This window comes from Comamonas sp. NLF-1-9 (genome assembly GCF_019195435.1).
In the GTDB taxonomy this organism is placed as follows: domain Bacteria; phylum Pseudomonadota; class Gammaproteobacteria; order Burkholderiales; family Burkholderiaceae_C; genus Comamonas_C.
This window is the reverse complement of the sequence record NZ_CP078069.1, coordinates 1,009,596-1,027,075: the sequence shown is the minus strand read 5'-3', so window position 1 is coordinate 1,027,075 and position 17,480 is coordinate 1,009,596. Positions and strand designations below refer to the sequence as shown.

Sequence of the window (17,480 nt, the reverse complement as noted above, 5' to 3'; positions counted from 1 at the left end):
GCGTCAAACGGCTCTTGCCAGTACCGCCTGGCGCGCGGAGTGGTTTTGCGCCCTGTAGCTCTTGCCATCGACAAGGCCCGCGCCGAGCGCCTGCGCGGGTGCCGGCCTGTGCGGGGTTTGCAGCGCCTCTTTGCGCGGGGCCTCGCGCGGCTGGCGGCTGGCGGCCAGCAGCGCGCGCAGGGCCGGCGGCTGGGCGGGCAGGTGCAGCGGAGCGCCCAAGGGCGGGCCGTGGCGCTTGAACAAGTCCAGCTTCAGGCTCTCGCCGTCGCCCTCCAGCAGCAGGCGCAGCGGCGCGGGCGAGGGCTGGGTGCGCGCGGCGTGCGGGCGCAGGGCGAACAGCGGCCGCGCCCGGCCGCGCGCCGCCAGATGCAGGCGGCGCAGCGCGTGGTCTTGCGCGTGGGGCAGCCACAGCAGCAGCGCGAGCACATCGGGGCAGCGCAGCGCCTGCTCTGCGGCCCACAGGCGCTGCAGCGGCGCTGTGGTGGTGATGCACAAGAGCCGTTCGGCGGGCAGGCCGCGCGCGGCCAGCGCCGGGCCAAAGGGCAGATGGGGCGCACCCACGAGCGCGATCACGCCGCGCTGCCCCTCCGCCAGTTGCGCCAGGGCGGGCAGCAGCAAGGCCCATTCATGCAGGCCGGGGCGGCGCTGCAACAGCTCCACCAGCGCCCCCAGCGGCCAGCCGCCCCCGGGCAGCTCGGCGTCCAGCGGGGCGTGGCTGCTGGGGAGCACCGCGCCTTCGGCCGCGCCCAGCGTGCCGCCGCGCCAGACCTGGGCAGGCAGGGACGCGAGCGCAGGGCGCGGGTCGTCCGAAACGAGGGGGCGAGGGGCAAACATGACCATCGGCGTAGCGCTGGGTGCTGTGGCTGTTGTGGCAATCAACTGTTGATTTGTACAGTATTGTGCCACCCTCTGCCAGAGCGGCTGCGGATAATCAGGCGCTTCTTCGGGCGGCTTTTCGCGGGATGCGGGCACGGAGGCAAACCATGGCGGACAGCGTGCAATGCGTGGTGGTAGGTGCGGGCGTCGTAGGCCTGGCGGTGGCGCGCGCGCTCGCTCTGCAGGGGCGCGAGGTGCTGGTGCTGGAGGCCGAAGCGGCCGTCGGCACGCAGACCAGCGCGCGCAGCAGCGAGGTGATCCATGCGGGCATCTACTACCCGGTCGGCTCGCTCAAGGCGCGTTTGTGCGTGCAGGGCAGCGCCATGCTCTACGACTACTGCGCTCGCCGCCAGGTGGCGCACCGGCGCTGCGGCAAGCTGATCGTGGCCACCAGCGAGCGGCAACTGCCGGCCTTGCGACAACTGGCCGCGCAGGCAAGCGCCAATGGCGTGCAAGGCCTGCGCTGGCTGGACGGCGCCGGCGTGCGCTCGCTCGAGCCCGCGCTGCGCTGCCACGGCGCACTGCTGTCGCCCGCCACCGGCATCATCGACAGCCACGCGCTGATGCTGGCGCTGCAGGCCGATTTGCAGCACAGCGGCGCCACGGTGGTGCTGCGCACCCGCGTGGACAGCGTCGCCCGCACAGCGCAAGGCTTTCGGCTTGGCATGCACGATGGCAGCGAGCTGCTCACCGCCTTGCTGGTGAACGCCGCCGGAGTGCAGGCGCCGGCGCTGGCGCGGCGCATCCAGGGGCTGGCGCCCGCTGCCATTCCCAGGTCGTTTCACGCCAAGGGCAATTACTTTGCATGCAGCGTGCGCGCGCCGTTCTCTCATCTGATCTACCCCTTGCCGGAACCCGCCGGACTGGGCGTGCACCTGACGCTGGACCTGGCAGGGCAGGCGCGCTTTGGCCCCGACGTGCAGTGGGTGGACAGCCCCGACGAGCTGCAGGTGGACGCCGCCCGGGCCGAGGCCTTCCATGCCGAAATCCGCCGCTACTGGCCCGAGCTGCCCGCCGGCGCGCTGCAGCCGGACTACGCGGGCATGCGCCCCAAGATCAGCGGGCCGGGCGAGCCGGCGGCGGACTTCCTGATCCAGGGTCCGAGCGCGCATGGCGTGCCGGGGCTGGTGAACCTGTTTGGCATCGAGTCGCCCGGGCTCACCAGTTGCCTGGCACTGGGCGACTACGTGGCCGTCTTGTCGGACGTGGAGGGTGCGCGCTGAGGCGCTGCCGGATCAGGGCGAGCCGGGCTCGCCATCACGTCCCGCAGGCTGCAGCTGGCCCAGCTTGTGCGCCAGCTCGATGGCCGATTCCACGCCCATCTTCTCGAAGATGTTGGCGCGGTGGAATTCGACAGTGCGCGCGCTGATGCCTAGGTGGTCAGCGATGTTCTTGTTGTAGTGGCCGCGCAGCAGCTCGCCCAGCACCTCGCGCTCGCGCGGACTCAGGGAGGCCAGCGCCTGACGCAGGCGCTGCAGCTCGCGCTCGCTGGCGCTGCGCGCCAGCAGCGCCTGCATGGCCTGCTCCACGCGGTCCACCAGCATGTTGTCCTGGAAGGGCTTTTCCAGAAAGTCCCAGGCGCCTTCCTTCACCGCCTGCACTGCGGTGGCTACGTCGCCATGCCCGGTCAGGAAAAGCACCGGCCAGGGGCAGCCCAGGGCCTTCAGGCGCTCGAAAGTCACGAGGCCCGAGAGCGGCTGCATGCGGATGTCCAGCAGCACCACCGCCAGGCCCCACTCGCCCTGCAGCGCGTGGACCGCATCCAGAAAGACGTCGCCGCCTTGCCATACCCGAGTCTTCCAGCCGCGCGAATCGAACAGCCAGGCCAGGCCGTCGCGCACGTCGGCATCGTCATCGACGATGTGGATGTCCATGGCAGTGGTGTTCATGCGTCGCTCTCCAGGGGCAGGATGGCGGTGAACAGCGCGCCGCCCAGCAGTGCGTCGCGCTCCACCTGGATGCGCCCGTGGTGCGCCTCGGCAATCGAGCGGCAGATGGCCAGGCCCATGCCCATGCCGCCGTGCTTGGTGCTGAAGAAGGCGTCAAACAGCCGGGCCTGGGCAGCCTCGGACACGCCGGGGCCGCTGTCGGCCACCGCCAGGCTCGCTTCGCCCGTGGCCGTGTCGGCCTGCAGGCGCACCTGTACCCGGGCCGGGGTGCTTGCGGCTTCTCCTGCCCAGTCCAGCGCGTTGGAGCACAGGTTGTGCACCAGGTGCTCCAGCAGCAGGGCGTCGCCGCGCACCAGCACGGGGCGGCTTGGCAGCTGCAGGGCGATGGGCGTGGCCTGGCCTTCCTGCGCCGTGCTCGCCGCGCGGCGCACCAGCATCGCCAGATCCAGGCGCGTCAGATGCAGCTCGCGCTTGCGCGCAAAGGCGTTCACGCGCTGCGTCACGCCGCCGGCGCGCTCGGCCAGCTGCGCCATGCGTCGCACCACGGGTTCCATGTCGGCCAGGGCAATCGTGCCCGCGCGCAGGCGGTTGAGCAGGCCGTTGGCAAAACTGGCCAGCGCGCCCAGCGGCTGGTTGAGCTCGTGCGCCAGTGTGGAGGCCACCTCGCCCACGGCCACCAGGCGTTCGGAGGCTTCGAGCTTTTCCTGCTGCTCGGCGGCCAGCCGCTGCGCATGCTTGCGCTCACTGATGTCCAGCACCGAACTCATCCAGCCGAGCTGGCGCCCGTCGGCGGCGAGCAGCGGCGCTTCGTGGATCAGCACGTCCACCAAGCGGCCGTCGCGATGGCGGTACTGCGCCTCCAGGCCCTGGGGCTGCGTGCCCGCGTGCAGGATGCCGCCGTGCAGCATGGCCAGCTCACCTGCCTGCTCGTCCGGCCAGTAGGGCATGGGCGCGCGCGCGCCGCGCAGCTCCTGCGCGCCGTAGCCCACCATGGCGCAGAAGGCCTGGTTCACGTAGAGGATGGTGCCTTGCAGGTCCCAGGCGCGCATGCCTATGCTGACCGAGCGCTCCATGGCCGAGCGCAGCGCCACCTCGGCTTGCAGGCGCTGCTGCACCTGCTGGCGCTTGGCAAAGTCGCGGCGCAGCGCCAGCAGGCTCACCAGCAGGCCGAGCAGGAACACCAGGGCGACGGCGAAGAACAGCCGTGGCGTGGAGGAGGTGTGCGAACCCAGCGGCGTCACCTGCAACAGCAGCTCCACGCCGGGCAGGTTCATGGGTGTGAGGTAGCTGGCGCCGTCCGGCAGGCCCGCGTCCGCCACGATGTGCACCTGCTGCTGCGCGATGAACCAGGGCGGCAGCAGGGCGTCCAGGGCCTGCTGCATGGACAGCGCCACCACGTAGAGCCCGGCCAGGCGAGCGCCGTCGAACGAGGGGACGGCCAGCCAGACGCGCCCGTCCTGGTCACCGCCCGCGTCTTGCAGGGGCCCGGCATAGCTTGCTCGCCGCAGGTTGGCGGCGGTGTCCTGCAGCAGTTGCAGCTTCTGGCGGTTTTCGGCATTCGATTCCAGGTCGGCCCGCCAGACGGCGAGGTCGCCCGCATCGCCGCGGGCATCACCCGGCTGCGCCAGCCAGGCCTGGGCCAACACCACGCCGGGGCTGCGCCAGAGCAGGCCGGCAGGGTGGGTGTCGGCCTCGCCCTGGCCCGGTGCCTGCAGCGCCTGCGGGCCGTCGATCGCGAGCTGGCGCGCGCGCTGCGCCAGGTCGCCTTCAAGACGGCGGAAGTGGAACTGCACGCTTTGCTCCAGCCACTGCGCGTCCGCGCCGCGCCGGCGTTCTTCTTCCTGCACTTCGACACGGTGCAGATACCAGGCCAGGGCCAGCACGGTCAGCACGGTCAGCAAGGCCAGGCCCAGCATCCAGAGCGTGGCGCGCCGGCTGCCGCGTTCACCCAGCGGGCGGGTGGCGGCGTGCAGGAGCGCGAAGTCTTCGGCGGGATGCGGGGCGGTCAGCGGCACGGCTTTGGATAATAGCGGCCGTGCCTGCTTCGCTCGCTTCCCGCCGCCGTCTGCTCGGGGCCCTCGCGGCCACGGCCCTGCCGCTGCCCGCGGCCGCGCAACCGGCGCGCGTGACCATCCGCCTGTCGCACGTGGTCACGCGCCAGACTCCCAAGGGGCTGACCATGGAGCGCTTCCAGCAGAACGTGCAGCAGGCGAGCGCGGGGCGCATCCAGGTGGTGATCTACCCGAACTCGCTGCTCTATGGCGACGCCGACGAGATGCAGGCGCTGCAACTGGGCGCGGTGGACATGCTGGCGCCCTCGCTGTCCAAGTTTGGCGCCATCGGCTTTCCCGAATTCGAGCTGTTTGACCTGCCCTTCCTGTTCGGCGCGCGCGCGCAGGTGCACCGCATCACCCGGGGGCCTGTCGGGCAGGCGCTGCTCGACGGCCTGGCGCACCAGGGCCTGGTCGGCCTGGGCTACCTGGACAACGGCTTCAAGCACATGAGCGCCAACCGGCCGCTGCTGGCGCCGCAGGACTTCGCGGGCCTGCGCATGCGCGTGCAAAGCTCGCGCGTGATTGCGCGGCAGATGCGGGTGCTGGGCGCGCGCCCGGTGGTGCTGGCCTTCGGCGAGGCGCGGCGCGCGCTGGCGTTGGGGGTGGTGGACGGCACGGAAAACCCGATCTCCAACTTCTGGACCCAGCGCATGCACGAGGCCCAGCTCGATCTGAGCCTGACCGCGCACGCCTGGCTGGGCTACGCGGTGGTGGCGCAGCGGCGCTTCTGGGATTTCCTTGGCGCCCAGGACCGCTACCTCGTGTCGACGGCGCTGCAGGAGGCGCTGGCTTGGGGCAACACCATCGCCCAGCAGGAAAACGATGCCGCTCTGGCCGCGCTGCGCGCCAGCGGCGCAACGCGCATCCACCTGCTCGACGAGGGCCGGCGCGAGCGCCTGCGGCAGGGAACGCAGGCGGTGTACGAGCAACTGGAGCCGCGTACCGCCGCCTGGCTGGAACGGGTGCGCGCGGCTCTCGAAACTTAGGGCGACGCTGCCCGGCAGTGGTGTCTTTGGAATGTTCTTAGGTGTAAACCCTAGCTGTGGAAGGCCACAGTTACGCCTGGCACCCGTCTGGCCTAGAGTGCAAGTCTTGTTCGTTGTACCTGTTGCGAGGAGACTTCCGATGCGATTGCCCCTGAAACACATCCTGGCCTGCGCCGTGCTGGCTTTCGGCGCCACTGTGGCGGCCCACGCGCAGCCCATTGTGGTCAAGTTCAGCCACGTGGTGGCCGACAAGACGCCCAAGGGCCAGGCTTCGCTCAAATTCAAGGAACTGGCCGAAGCCAAGCTGCCGGGCAAGGTGCAGGTGCAGGTCTTCCCCAACTCGCAGTTGTTTGGCGACGGCAAGGAAATGGAAGCCCTGCTGCTGGGCGACGTGCAGATGATTGCGCCTTCGCTGTCCAAGTTCGACCGCTACACCAAGAAGATCCAGCTGTTTGACCTGCCCTTCCTGTTCGACGACATGGCCGCGGTGGACCGCTTCCAGGCCAGCGCCGCGGGCAAGTCGCTGCTCGATTCGATCAAGGGCCGTGGTCTGCAGGGTCTGGCCTTCTGGCACAACGGCATGAAGCAGTTGTCGACCAACAAGGACAAGCTCGAGCGTCCCGAGGACGTCAAGGGCCTGAAGTTCCGCATCCAGGCGTCCGACGTGCTGGAGGCGCAATTCCGCGCGATGGGTGCCAATCCGCAGAAGATGGCCTTCTCCGAGGTCTACCAGGCGCTGCAGACCGGCGTGGTGGACGGCCAGGAGAACACCTGGTCGAACATGTATTCGCAAAAGTTCCACGAGGTGCAAAAGACCATCGCCGAGACCAACCACGGCGTGCTCGACTACATGGTGGTGACCAACTCCAAGTGGTGGGAAGGCCTGCCCGCCGACGTGAGGAAGGGCTTGTCCGAGGCCATGGCCGAAGCTACCGAATACGGCAACAAGCTGGCCGGCGACTTCAACGAGCGCGACAAGAAGCTCATCAGCGAAGCCGGCAAGGCGCGCATCCAGCAGCTGACCAAGGACGACGTTGCCGCCTGGCGCAAGGCCATGGAGCCGGTGTGGAAGAAGTTTGAAGGCGACATCGGCAAGGACTTGATCGACGCGGCCCTCAAATCCAATCAGTGAGCGTCAGGGGGCCTTGCATCTGCCAAGCCCAAAGAGGGAAGCGACCCGCACACTGGGTCGCTTTTTTTGACCTGTTTATTTCACCTGAGAGTATCCGAGCATGCGCTGGATGGACCGACTTGAGGAGTATTTCCTCGCGCTGATGCTGGCGGGCATGACCCTGGTCACCTTTGGCCAGGTGGTTGCGCGCTACGTGTTCAACTACAGCTTCACCTGGGCGATGGAGCTCACCGGGGTGATGTTCGCCTGGATGATCTTCATCGGCGCTTCCTACGGCGTGCGCGTGAGTGCGCACATCGGCATCGACGCCTTGATACGGATCATGAACCCGCGCCTGGCGCGCGCGGTCGCGCTGGTGGCCACGGCGCTGTGCATTTTGTACTCGTGCGTGCTGGCCTTTGGCGGCTGGCAGTACCTGTCCAAGCTCTACACCGTGGGCGTGTACATGCAGGACATTCCGGTGCCGCAGTGGGTGCCCAAGATCGTGCTGCCCCTGGGCTTCATCCTGCTGGCGCTGCGCTTTGGCGTGCTGTTCTTCAAGCTCTTGAGCGGGCAGGACGTGCACCTGCTCGGTGACGAGGCCGAAGACGCGCTGAAGATGCGCGAAGAGATGGAGGCCAAGCCATGAACACCCTGGTTCTCTTCGTGCTGCTCTTCGTCTTCATGTTCATGGGCATGCCCGTGGGCGTGGCGCTGGGCCTGTCGTCGCTGGCGGTGATTCTGGGCTTCACCAACGATTCGCTCGCCTCGCTCACGCTCAAGATCTACGAGACGTCCGAGCACTACACGCTGCTGGCGATTCCCTTCTTCATCGTGGGCGGCGTGTTCATGACCACGGGCGGCGTGGCGCGGCGCATGATCCGCTTTGCCAATGCCTGCGTGGGGCATTTCCCGGGCGGGCTGGCCATGGCCTCGGTGCTCGCCTGCATGCTGTTTGCTGCGGTGTCGGGCTCTTCTCCCGCAACGGTGGTGGCGGTGGGCTCGATCGTGATTGCCGGCATGGTCAAGGCCGGCTACAGCAAGGAGTTTGCCGCCGGCGTGATCTGCAACGCCGGCACGCTCGGCATATTGATTCCGCCGTCCATCGTGCTCGTGGTCTATGGCGCGGTCACGGAAACCTCGGTGGGCGCGCTGTTTCTTGCGGGCATCCTGCCAGGCATTCTTCTGGGTCTGATTCTGATGGTGGCCATTTACTGGCGCGCGCGCGTGCTCAATCTGCCGCGCCAGCCCAGGGCCAGCATGAACGAGGTGCTGGTGGCCGGGCGCCAGTCGCTGTGGGGCCTGCTGCTGGTGGTCATCATCCTGGGCGGCATCTACGGCGGCGTGTTCACACCGACCGAAGCGGCGGCGGTGGCGGCGGTCTACGCCTTCGTGGTGGCGGTGTTCATCTACCGCGACCTCAAGTGGGGCGACATCCCCGGCGTGCTGCTGGAATCGGCCAAGGTCACGGTGATGCTGATGTTCATCATCGCCAATGCGCTGCTGTTTGCCCACGTACTCACTACCGAGCGCATTCCGCAGCAGATCGCCGAATCGATCGCCGGCATGGGCATGGCGCCCTGGCAGTTCCTGCTGGTGGTCAACGTGCTGCTGCTGATCGCGGGCATGTTCATGGAGCCCACGGGCATCATCCTGATCATGGCGCCCATCCTGTTTCCGATTGCCGAGAAGCTGGGCATAGACCCGGTGCACCTGGGCATCATCATGGTGGTGAACCTGGAGATCGGCATGGTCACGCCGCCGGTGGGGCTGAACCTGTTCGTCACCTCGGGCATCACGCACATGACGATAGGGCAGGTGGTGCGCGCGGCGCTGCCCTGGACGCTGCTGCTGCTGCTGTTCCTGATCGTCGTGACCTACGTGCCCTGGATCTCGACCATCGTGCCGCAATTGTTGCACTGAAAAAAATAGCGACTGGCGCTTGCCCCACAAGCGCCAGCCGCGTTTTTGATGCACAAAGCTGGTCAGACTGCGTCCAGCGCCTGGTTCAGGTCCGCAAGCAGGTCGCTGATGTGCTCTATGCCAATCGACAGCCGGATCATGCCCTCACTCACGCCCGCGCTCAGGAGCTCGGCCGCATCGAGCTGGCGGTGCGTGGTCGATGCCGGATGCGTGGCCAGAGAGCGCGTGTCACCGATGTTCACCAGGCGGTAAAAGAGTTTGAGCGCGTCCAGGAAGCGGGCGCCCGCAGCGCGCGGATCGCCCTCGGTCTTGAGGTTGAACGAGACGATGCCCGAGGCCTTGCCGCCCAGCAGGCGCTGGGCGATGGCGTGGTCCGGATGGCCTGGCAGCCCCGCGTAGCGCACCCACTGCACCTTGGGGTGCTGCTCCAGCGTTTCGGCTATTTTTTGCGCGTTCTCGCAGGTGCGCTCCATGCGCAGGCCCAGGGTTTCTATGCCCTGCAGAATCTGCCAGGCGTTGAAGGGCGAGAGCGCCGCGCCGGTGTTTCTCAGCGGCACCACGCGCGCGCGGCCGATGTAGGCCGCCTCGCCCAGCGCCTCGGTATAGACCACGCCGTGGTAGCTCACGTCGGGCTCGTTCAGGCGCTTGAAGCGCGCCTTGTGCTGGCTCCAGAGGAACTTGCCGCTGTCGACGATGGCGCCGCCTATGCTGTTGCCGTGGCCGTTCAGGTATTTGGTCAGCGCATGCACCACGATGTCCGCGCCATGCTCGATAGGACGCAGCAGGTAGGGGCTGGGCACGGTGTTGTCCACGATCAGCGGCACGCCATGCGCGTGCGCGACCTCGGCCAGCGCGGCGATGTCGGTGACGTTGCCCAGCGGGTTGCCGATGGATTCGCAAAAGACGGCCTTGGTGCGCGCGTCGATCAACTCGCCGAAGGTTTCAGGTTTGCGCGGGTCGGCAAAGCGCACGGTGATGCCCTGCTGCGGGAAGGTGTGGGCAAACAGGTTGTAGGTGCCGCCGTAGAGCGTGCTGGCCGCGACGATGTTGTCGCCCGCCTCGGCAATCGTCTGGATGGCTGCGGTGATCGCCGACATGCCCGAGGCAAAGGCCAGCGCCCCGACACCGCCTTCGAGCGCCGCCAGGCGCTTTTCCAGCACGTCGGTCGTCGGATTCATGATGCGCGTGTAGATGTTGCCCGGCACCTTCAGGTCGAACAGGTCGGCGCCGTGCTGCGCGCTGTCGAAGACGTAGGAGGTCGTCTGGTAGATCGGCACCGCAGCCGACTTGGTCGTGGGCTCTGGGGTATAGCCGGCGTGGATCGCCAGGGTATCGAGATGCATGGGCGCAGCCTCCAGTGGGTCAAAAGGCCTGATTGTCGGCGCAAGGCGCCAGCAGCAAACGACGCATTGGCTATGTGCTTATGCGCGCCAGGCGGGCGCGGCGCCGGGCGCCACGCATCGGGCAAACACGCCTGTACAGCCGCACGGCTTTGTCGCTAGGATGCACGCTCCAATCACTATCGGGGGAACACCATGAGCGCTGGCGAGGACCATGACACGCAAGGCAGCTAGCTTCTGCATCGCCACGCCGTTCACCAGATGCGAGCCATGCCCGATGTGTTTTGCCACGGCCTGCTGGGCGCGCGTCGAGCGCATCTGTTACGCCGCCGCCTGGGCGACTACGCCGACCTGTTCGCCGACCTGAACATCAGCGAAGACATGAAGCGCCCCTATGAGCAGCGCACCGTGCCGGTGCAGCCGCTGCTGCGCGAAGAGGCGCAAAAACTCTGGGACGAATTCCGCAATATGCCCGACCGCGCGAAATACTGTATCGCCACGCTCGCCATGCCATCTCTGTCTGACCTGCCTTGCAGGCGCCGCCCATGCGCGCGGTGATCGGCATCCTCAGCCTGCTTGTCGCGCTGCTACTGGTCGGCGTGCTGGTCAAGAAGCAGCTCAGTGCCACCCGCGCGCCTGTGCCGGCATTGCAGGCCCCGGCCGCGGCTGCGCCCACGGGCACGGTGCGCGCGCAGGGCCAGCAGGTGCAAGAACAGGTGCGCGAGCAGGTGCAGACCCTGATGCAGCAGCCGCGGCCCATGCCTGAAGATGAGCAATGAAATCGTGCTCCAGCCCTTGCGGTGCAAGCGCGAACAGCTATTTTTGTGATAGTGGAATCTTGCACTACCGAGGACGATGAGCGCTGGATGCGCGCCGCGCTCGCCGCCGCGCAGGAAGCCGGCGAGGCCGGCGAGGTACCAGTGGGCGCGGTGCTGGTGCAGGGCGGCGCGCTCATCGCCAGCGGCCGCAATGCGGTGCTGGCCAGCCACGACCCGAGCGCGCATGCCGAAATCATGGCGCTGCGGGCCGCCGGTGCGCGCCTGGGCAACTACCGGCTCGACGGCTGCACGCTCTACGTGACGCTCGAACCCTGCGCGATGTGCGCCGGCGCCCTGCTGCATGCGCGGCTGGCGCGCGTGGTCTATGGCGCGCCCGACCCCAAGACCGGCGCGGCGGGCTCGGTGCTCCAGCTCTTTGACCAGCCGCGGCTCAACCACCAGACGCAGGTCGAAGGCGGCGTGCTGGCGGCTGAATGCGGCGCGCTGCTGCAGGCATTTTTTGCCGAGCGCCGGGGCATTCAGCGCGCGCAGGCCCAGCCGCTGCGCGAGGACGCGCTGCGCACGCCCGCAGCGCGCTTTGCCGGCCCCGAAGGGCAGTACGACTACTTCGACGGACTGCGCCTGCATTACCGCGACATCGGCCCGCGCGAGGCGTCCCGCACCTGGCTGTGTCTGCACGCGAGCCCCGCTTCGGGCGAGGTCTGGCAGCGCATGGCGCCGGTGTTTGCCGCAGCCGGCCAGCGCGTGGTCGCGCCCGATCTGATCGGCTTCGGGCGCAGCGACAAACCCAAGCGGGAGGCCGCGCACAGCCCGCACTGGCATCGGCAGGTGCTGGCGCAGCTGGCCGAGCGCCTGGCGCTGCGCCACGTGGTGCTGCTCGCGCAGGCCGGTGCGCTGCTGCCGGCCATGAGCGCGCCGCTGGTGCGCGTGGATCAGGCGGCGCTGGCGGACGAGGCCGCGTTCCCCGACGCCGGGCACCGCGCCGGACCGCGCGCCTTTGCGCGCTTTGCGCTTGGCGAGCCGCCCGCGGTGCTCACGCTGCCCGACGCCAGCGCGGCTTCGGCCCGGGCCGCTATGGAATACTTCGCCCACCATGCACGACCCTGAGCACTGCGGCCACGACCACGGCCCCAAGCACATCTACATCTATTCCCCGGCCAGCGCGGTGCGCGACAAGGCGGCGTTTCGGCGCGGCATTGCGCGCCTGCAGGCCCTGGGCCACGAGGTGGAGGTGGACGCCGACGCGCTCGCCCGCCACACCCGCTTCGCCGGCGACGACGCCACGCGCCTGGCGGCGATCCACCGCGCGGCCGCCAGCGGGGCCGACGTGGCGCTGATATCGCGCGCCGCCTACGGCTGCACGCGCATCCTGGCGGACATCCAGTACAAGAAGATCGCCAAGGCCATAGAGCGCGGCACGCGCTTCGTAGGCATGAGCGACTTCACCGCCTTTCAATGCGCGGTGCTGGCGCGCACCGGCGCGATCACCTGGGCCGGCCCGTCCCTGGAAATCGACTGGGGGGTCAAGGGCGAGCCCGACGAGATCATGGCCGCCTGTTTCGACGACCTGCTCACCGGCCACGGCGAAGGCACGGGCTGGCGCCTGGGCCGTGAAAAGCCCAAAGCCGACGGCTCTGCGGCGGCGCCCGAGATCCATCTGAAGCCGGCGCCGCTGTGGGGGGGCAATCTGGCGGTGCTGAACTCGCTCATCGGCACGCCGTATTTCCCGCAGGTCAAGGGCGGCATCCTGTTTCTGGAAGACATCGGCGAGCACCCCTATCGCATCGAACGCATGCTCACCCAGTTGCTCTACGCCGGCGTGCTGGCGCAGCAGAAGGCCGTGCTGCTGGGCCAGTTCACCCAGTACAAGCTGGCCGCGCACGACAAGGGCTACAGACTGCAAAGCGTGGTGGACTGGCTGCGCACGCGCATCAAGGCGCCGGTGCTCACCAATTTGCCCTTCGGCCACGTTCCGACCAAGGTCTTGCTGCCGGTGGGCGCGTCGGTGTCGCTTGCGGTGCACGAGCGCGAGGCGCTGTTGGTATGGGGGCACATGCACTGAGGCGCTGACAATCTTCGACGTTTGCACTTACACACGGACACGCTTCGTCCCCATAATGTGGTGCGGCCCTGCGCTACACGGCAGGTGACTGCTGCCCATGAACCCTGCTGGAACACCCCTCGTGCCCGATACCCAGGCCAGCCAGATCAAGACCGTGGTATTTGCCGACATTTCCGGCAGCACCGCGCTCTACGACGCCCTGGGCAATGCCGAGGCGACCCGGGCGGTGACCACGCTCACGCGCCAGATGGGTCTGGCCATCAAGAACGCCGGCGGGCGCGTGGTCAAGAAGCTCGGTGACGGGGTCCTCGGCGTCTTTGGTGACGGCGCCGCCGCGGCCGCGGGCGTGGTCGAGCTCATGCGCGAACAACACCTGGCCACGCGCGCACTGCCCCAGTCGCACCGCCTGGCGGTGCGCGTGGGCTTGTGCAGCGGCGAGGTGGTCGAGGTGGACGGCGACACCTACGGCGATGCGGTCAACGTCGCCGCCCGGCTGTGCGAGATTGCCGCGCCGGGCGAGATCCTCGCCTCGCAGGAAACGGTGCAGACCCTGCCCAAGGGCCTGGTCGCGCTGGTGCGTATGGGCCACATGGAAGTGCGCGGCAAGAGCGACCCGGTGCTTGCCTACCAGCTCGAATGGCGCGAGGACGAGACCACCGACTTCATGACCGTGCAAGGCGGCCTGCCCAGCGAGATCGGCGCGCTCGGCGTGGTCGCCGCGCACGGCAAGCTCGATTTCGACTGGCGCGGCACGCAGCAGAGCTTCATGGCCGCGGCCGGCACGCTCTACATCGGGCGCGGCGCCAACTGCCATGTGCGCGTGGACGACCCGCGCGTCTCGCGCATGCATGCGCGCGTGGACTGGCGCCAGGGCAGTGCGGTGCTGACCGATCTGAGCAGCTTCGGCACCTGGGTGCGCTTTGCCGATGGCGCGGCGCCCGTGCAGTTGCGCCGCGAAAGCTGCCTGCTGCATGGCGCAGGCGAGATCGCGATGAGCGTGCCCTTTGCCGACGCGGCCGCGCCCGTGCTGCGTTTTGGCGTCTCCAGCATGGGCGCGCTCTCGGTCTGAGAGCGCGAGGGGCTTTTTCAGCCTTGCCCTCGGCCTCAGCGGGGCTGGTCGAGCAGGCTGCTTTGCAGCTTGCTTGCCAACTGCCCTATGGCCAGGGCGGCGGGGCAGCCGGGCATTTGTTGCAGCAGCAACTGGCGGCGCATCACCGCGTCGCGCACGCTCGGGTCGGCCGGGATGTCGCCCATGTGGATCAGGCGCAGGGGCTGTCCACTGCCCGTGGCCACGAAGCGGTTGAGCACCTGCTGCAGCTGCCCGGTAATGGCGCGCCCGTCGCCCGGACGCACCGTCTGGTTGATCACCATGCGGATGTGGCTGCGGCTTTGCTGCGCCGCAAGCACCTTGATCGCGGCGTAGGCGTCGGTCAGCGAGGTCGGCTCGGGCGTGGCTACCACCAGCACCTCGGAGGCCAGCGAGATCGAGAACAGTACCACGTCGGAGATGCCCGCGCCGGTATCCAGCAGCACGATGTCGTAGTCGGGCGTGATGGTCTCGATCACGTGCAGGAATTCGCTGCGCACCTCGGGCGTGAGGCGCGAATACTCGACCATGCCCGAACCCGCCAGCAGCACCGAAAAACCGCCGGGCGCGGGCAGCACCACGTCCCTGAGCTCGGCCTTGCCGGTGAACACGTCGTGCAGCGTGAGCTTGGGATAGAGGTTGAGCACCACGTCCAGGTTCGCGAGGCCCAGGTCGGCGTCTAGCACCAGCACGCGCAAACCCCGGCGCGTGAGCGCGGCGGCCAGGTTGGCGGACACGAAAGTCTTGCCCACGCCGCCCTTGCCGCTGGTGATCGCCACGATGCGCGCGCCGCTGATCGGGCGGGCCTGCGCCGCAGCGTCGGCTTCGGCGGTAGGGGGCGCAAGTGGCACGTCGGACATGGTCGGGGATTCAGTGGGCGCTGCCATGGGGCGGAGTCTGATTGGACGACAGTTCGCCCCAGGCTGAAGAAGTGTAAAGCGGTGCCAGAAGCATGTTTTTCTCGTCCGCGGTGACGGTGCTGTCGCGCGGCTCCTCGATGCTGACGCGGTTGCGGCCAGCTTCCTTGGCGTGGTAGAGCTGCAGGTCCGCACGCTCTATCCAGAGTTTGGGGGTACTGCGTATCCACGGAATGGCGTAGGCGCCGCCCACGCTCACACTCACGCGCAGCTGCTGCGTAGGGGTGAGCGCGATCGGCGCGGCCGCTATCGCTTGGCGCAGGCGCTCGGCCACGCGCGCGCCAAAGCTCAGTTGGCAGGCCGGCAAGATGATGGCGAATTCCTCGCCGCCATAGCGTGCCACGGTGTCCATGGGGCGCATGCAGCCGCGGATGGTGTGCGCCACCGTCTGCAGCACCAGGTCGCCGACCAGGTGGCCATGCGCGTCGTTGACCCGCTTGAAGTGGTCGATGTCGAGCATCAGCAGCAGCGCCGCCTCGCCGGTGCGTGCCACGCGGTCGATTTCGCTCTCTATCGCGGCGTCGAAAAAGCGGCGGTTGTGCAGCCCGGTCAGCGGGTCCTTGAGCGAGAGCTCGCACAGCGCGTCGATCAAGGCCTGCAGATAGCGCGCCGATCCGCTGCCGGCGGGCGGCAGGCAGTCCCCCAGGGTTTCGGTGACCAGGGCATGGGCAGTGGCTAGACGCAGGTCACCAGAATCCATGGACAGTGAGGGCAGGGCCGTGCGGGAATTGGGGCTCGCGCAAGTGTAGCAGTGCGCCCTGCTGCGGCCTGCCTCAATCTGCCCGGGTGTGGCCCAGGTGCCGCAGGGTTTCGGCGTCGCTGCGACACAGCACCAGATGCGGGCCCGGCTCCAGCGCCCCGGCTGCCTGCAGGGTCTGCTGCACCGGCAGTTTCAGACCGCTCAAGTACATGCAGCCGCCGCGCCCCTGCACGAACAGCCGCAGGCGGGCAAAGGCCTCCACGCCGGTGACGTCGATGCGGTTGATGGACTGGGCGAACAGGCACAGGTGCTTGAGCGCCGGGCGGGCAGAGAATTCGTCCGCCACGCGCTTTTCCAGCGCGGTGGCCGAGGCAAAGTCCAGCGCCGCGTCCATGCGCAGCGCCAGCACCGCCTCGTCGAGCACGCCCAAGCCCCAGAGCGCGCGGTCGCGCAGCGTGCCGTCCGGGTGCAGGCCCACTTCGATGATGCGCGGGTGCAGGCGCTGGTAGATGAAATAGCTGAGGTTGACCAGCAGCCCGGTAAGCACGCCCCAGTAGATGCGCGGCGCGCTCAGCAGCGTGACCGCGAAGGTCAGCAGCCCGGTGGCCGTTTCCACGCGCGAGACGCGCCACAGGCTCAGCATGCCGCGTGGCTGTATCAAGCCCTTGATCGCGACGATGACGATGGCCGCGAGCACCGATTGCGGCACGTGGTAGAGCAGCGGCAGCAGCCACAGCAAGGCGGCCAGCACCAGCGCAAAGGCAAACAGCGTGGCCCAGCCGCTGCGCGCGCCCGCATAGAGGTTCAGCGCCGAGCGCGAGAACGAGGCACTGACCGGAAACGCGCCGCACAGGCCGGAGCTGACCTTGGCCAGGCCGTGGGCGATCAGGTCCTGGTTCTCGTTCCACTGCGTGCCGCCTTCGCGATGGTCCACCTTGGCGCTGGAGGCGGTCTCCAGAAAGCTCACCAGCGTGATCACCATCACCGGCATCAAGAGCGTGCTGAACTCATCCCAGCTGAGCCAGCCCGGCAGATAGAGCGCCGGCAGCCCCTGGGGCAGCGCACCCACGACCTTGCCACCCGCGGCGGCAAAGCCCATGGCCCAGCTGAGCGCGGCGGTCAGGGCGATGACCACGATGGCTGCGGGAAAGCTGCGCCGCCAGCGCGCGGCCAGCCACAGCAACGCCAGGCTCCCCAGGCCAAAGGCGCCAGCCTGCACGTCCAGCGCCTGCCAGGAGGGCTGCAGCAGGAAGGCGCGCCAGGGCAGGTCCAGGCCCAGCAGCGCCGGCAGTTGCGACAGCAGAATCAAGAGCGCGGCCGCCTGGGTGAAGCCGTTGAGGATGGGCGAAGTCACCAGGCTCAGCAGCCAGCCAAAGCGCACCACGCCGAGCAAGGCCTGCAGCAGGCCCGACAGCAGCGCGAGCCACACCGCCAGCGTCACCCAATGCGCGCTGCCCGGCTGCGCCAGGCCGATGAGCGAGGTGCCGGTGAGCAGGCTGGTGAGCGCCGTCGGCCCCACGCCCAGGCGCACCGAAGAGCCCCAGAGCACCGCCACCAGCATGGGAATGAGCGATGCGTACATGCCGGTCACCAGCGGCATGCCGGCGAGTTGTGCGTAGGCCACGCCCTGGGGCACCAGCATCAGGCCCACCGTCATGCCGGCCCAGAATTCGCCGCGCAGCAGCTCGCGACTCGGCCTTGGCCAGGCCAGAAAGGGCAGCCAGGTGCTCAGCTTGCGCGGTGAAGGCATCGGCGT

The 17,480-nt window shown here is 68.5% G+C and carries 17 protein-coding genes; 10 read left to right on the top strand and 7 right to left on the bottom strand.

The genetic code is table 11. The features are described 5' to 3' along the window. Positions 1–3 precede the first annotated feature (3 nt). On the bottom strand, positions 4–834 hold the full coding sequence (gene imuA / locus KUD94_RS05030; RefSeq protein ID WP_218238707.1) for a translesion DNA synthesis-associated protein ImuA: 831 nt from the start codon (positions 832–834) through the stop codon (positions 4–6). 149 nt (positions 835–983) lie between these two features. On the opposite strand from imuA, the gene KUD94_RS05025 reads away from it, so the two are divergent. Then, positions 984–2,099 (top strand): NAD(P)/FAD-dependent oxidoreductase, encoded by a 1,116-nt coding sequence (locus tag KUD94_RS05025; protein ID WP_218238706.1) that lies wholly within the window; start codon positions 984–986, stop codon positions 2,097–2,099. Between the two features lie 12 nt (positions 2,100–2,111). Here KUD94_RS05025 and KUD94_RS05020 read toward each other — a convergent pair whose 3' ends face one another. Together KUD94_RS05020 and KUD94_RS05015 are read right to left on the bottom strand one after the other, a co-directional pair. After that, entirely contained in the window at positions 2,112–2,765 is a 654-nt protein-coding gene (locus KUD94_RS05020) for a response regulator transcription factor (RefSeq protein ID WP_218238705.1), read from the bottom strand. Then, positions 2,762–4,780, bottom strand: a complete 2,019-nt coding sequence (locus tag KUD94_RS05015) for a sensor histidine kinase (protein ID WP_255569076.1) — start codon at positions 4,778–4,780, stop codon at positions 2,762–2,764. Before KUD94_RS05015 ends, KUD94_RS05020 begins: the two co-directional genes overlap by 4 nt. A gap of 20 nt (positions 4,781–4,800) precedes the next feature. Here KUD94_RS05015 and KUD94_RS05010 point away from each other — a divergent pair, with 20 nt between their 5' ends. The 4 genes from KUD94_RS05010 (at position 4,801) to KUD94_RS04995 (ending at position 8,839) form a co-directional block, all read left to right on the top strand. Continuing rightward, positions 4,801–5,805, top strand: coding sequence for a DctP family TRAP transporter solute-binding subunit (locus KUD94_RS05010; protein ID WP_255569075.1), 1,005 nt, complete (start codon positions 4,801–4,803; stop codon positions 5,803–5,805). Between the two features lie 139 nt (positions 5,806–5,944). Then, positions 5,945–6,937, top strand: coding sequence for a TRAP transporter substrate-binding protein (locus tag KUD94_RS05005; protein WP_218238703.1), 993 nt, complete (start codon positions 5,945–5,947; stop codon positions 6,935–6,937). A gap of 109 nt (positions 6,938–7,046) precedes the next feature. After that, positions 7,047–7,565 carry a TRAP transporter small permease gene (locus KUD94_RS05000; protein ID WP_255569074.1) on the top strand — a complete coding sequence of 173 codons (519 nt, stop codon included), beginning with the start codon at positions 7,047–7,049 and terminating at the stop codon, positions 7,563–7,565. After that, positions 7,562–8,839: a TRAP transporter large permease gene (locus tag KUD94_RS04995; protein WP_218238701.1), complete on the top strand. Its 1,278-nt coding sequence runs from the start codon at positions 7,562–7,564 to the stop codon at positions 8,837–8,839. Before KUD94_RS05000 ends, KUD94_RS04995 begins: the two co-directional genes overlap by 4 nt. 62 nt (positions 8,840–8,901) lie before the next feature. Here the strand turns inward: KUD94_RS04995 and KUD94_RS04990 are convergent, their stop codons facing one another. Then, on the bottom strand, positions 8,902–10,182 hold the full coding sequence (locus KUD94_RS04990) for an O-acetylhomoserine aminocarboxypropyltransferase/cysteine synthase family protein (protein WP_218238700.1): 1,281 nt from the start codon (positions 10,180–10,182) through the stop codon (positions 8,902–8,904). A gap of 267 nt (positions 10,183–10,449) precedes the next feature. Between KUD94_RS04990 and KUD94_RS04985 the strand changes: the two genes are divergently transcribed. The 5 genes from KUD94_RS04985 (at position 10,450) to KUD94_RS04965 (ending at position 14,089) form a co-directional block, all read left to right on the top strand. Then, positions 10,450–10,737 (top strand): hypothetical protein, encoded by a 288-nt coding sequence (locus KUD94_RS04985; RefSeq protein WP_218238699.1) that lies wholly within the window; start codon positions 10,450–10,452, stop codon positions 10,735–10,737. Next, the gene (locus tag KUD94_RS04980) at positions 10,725–10,958 is read left to right on the top strand and encodes a hypothetical protein (protein ID WP_218238698.1); all 234 of its coding nucleotides are present in this window, start codon (positions 10,725–10,727) and stop codon (positions 10,956–10,958) included. Before KUD94_RS04985 ends, KUD94_RS04980 begins: the two co-directional genes overlap by 13 nt. 87 nt (positions 10,959–11,045) lie before the next feature. Beyond that, positions 11,046–12,065, top strand: coding sequence for a tRNA adenosine(34) deaminase TadA (tadA, locus tag KUD94_RS04975; protein WP_218239190.1), 1,020 nt, complete (start codon positions 11,046–11,048; stop codon positions 12,063–12,065). Next, positions 12,052–13,020 carry an LD-carboxypeptidase gene (locus KUD94_RS04970; RefSeq protein ID WP_218238697.1) on the top strand — a complete coding sequence of 323 codons (969 nt, stop codon included), beginning with the start codon at positions 12,052–12,054 and terminating at the stop codon, positions 13,018–13,020. Before tadA ends, KUD94_RS04970 begins: the two co-directional genes overlap by 14 nt. 121 nt (positions 13,021–13,141) lie before the next feature. Continuing rightward, positions 13,142–14,089: an adenylate/guanylate cyclase domain-containing protein gene (locus KUD94_RS04965; RefSeq protein WP_255569073.1), complete on the top strand. Its 948-nt coding sequence runs from the start codon at positions 13,142–13,144 to the stop codon at positions 14,087–14,089. Between the two features lie 35 nt (positions 14,090–14,124). Here KUD94_RS04965 and KUD94_RS04960 read toward each other — a convergent pair whose 3' ends face one another. The 3 genes from KUD94_RS04960 to KUD94_RS04950 form a co-directional block, all read right to left on the bottom strand. Further along, positions 14,125–14,967, bottom strand: coding sequence for a MinD/ParA family protein (locus tag KUD94_RS04960; protein ID WP_218238695.1), 843 nt, complete (start codon positions 14,965–14,967; stop codon positions 14,125–14,127). A gap of 10 nt (positions 14,968–14,977) precedes the next feature. Further along, complete coding sequence (locus KUD94_RS04955) at positions 14,978–15,724, bottom strand: GGDEF domain-containing protein (RefSeq protein WP_218238694.1); 747 nt, start codon at positions 15,722–15,724, stop codon at positions 14,978–14,980. A gap of 73 nt (positions 15,725–15,797) precedes the next feature. After that, complete coding sequence (locus tag KUD94_RS04950; protein ID WP_218238693.1) at positions 15,798–17,474, bottom strand: SulP family inorganic anion transporter; 1,677 nt, start codon at positions 17,472–17,474, stop codon at positions 15,798–15,800. Positions 17,475–17,480 lie beyond the last annotated feature (6 nt).

Coding starts and splice junctions, on each gene's coding strand:
- imuA (WP_218238707.1), bottom strand. CDS start 834: ATGTTTGCCCCTCGCCCCCTCGTTTCGGACGACCCGCGCCCTGCGCTC.
- KUD94_RS05025 (WP_218238706.1), top strand. CDS start 984: ATGGCGGACAGCGTGCAATGCGTGGTGGTAGGTGCGGGCGTCGTAGGC.
- KUD94_RS05020 (WP_218238705.1), bottom strand. CDS start 2,765: ATGAACACCACTGCCATGGACATCCACATCGTCGATGACGATGCCGAC.
- KUD94_RS05005 (WP_218238703.1), top strand. CDS start 5,945: ATGCGATTGCCCCTGAAACACATCCTGGCCTGCGCCGTGCTGGCTTTC.
- KUD94_RS05000 (WP_255569074.1), top strand. CDS start 7,047: ATGGACCGACTTGAGGAGTATTTCCTCGCGCTGATGCTGGCGGGCATG.
- KUD94_RS04995 (WP_218238701.1), top strand. CDS start 7,562: ATGAACACCCTGGTTCTCTTCGTGCTGCTCTTCGTCTTCATGTTCATG.
- KUD94_RS04990 (WP_218238700.1), bottom strand. CDS start 10,182: ATGCATCTCGATACCCTGGCGATCCACGCCGGCTATACCCCAGAGCCC.
- KUD94_RS04985 (WP_218238699.1), top strand. CDS start 10,450: ATGCCCGATGTGTTTTGCCACGGCCTGCTGGGCGCGCGTCGAGCGCAT.
- KUD94_RS04980 (WP_218238698.1), top strand. CDS start 10,725: ATGCGCGCGGTGATCGGCATCCTCAGCCTGCTTGTCGCGCTGCTACTG.
- tadA (WP_218239190.1), top strand. CDS start 11,046: ATGCGCGCCGCGCTCGCCGCCGCGCAGGAAGCCGGCGAGGCCGGCGAG.
- KUD94_RS04970 (WP_218238697.1), top strand. CDS start 12,052: ATGCACGACCCTGAGCACTGCGGCCACGACCACGGCCCCAAGCACATC.
- KUD94_RS04960 (WP_218238695.1), bottom strand. CDS start 14,967: ATGTCCGACGTGCCACTTGCGCCCCCTACCGCCGAAGCCGACGCTGCG.
- KUD94_RS04955 (WP_218238694.1), bottom strand. CDS start 15,724: ATGGATTCTGGTGACCTGCGTCTAGCCACTGCCCATGCCCTGGTCACC.
- KUD94_RS04950 (WP_218238693.1), bottom strand. CDS start 17,474: ATGCCTTCACCGCGCAAGCTGAGCACCTGGCTGCCCTTTCTGGCCTGG.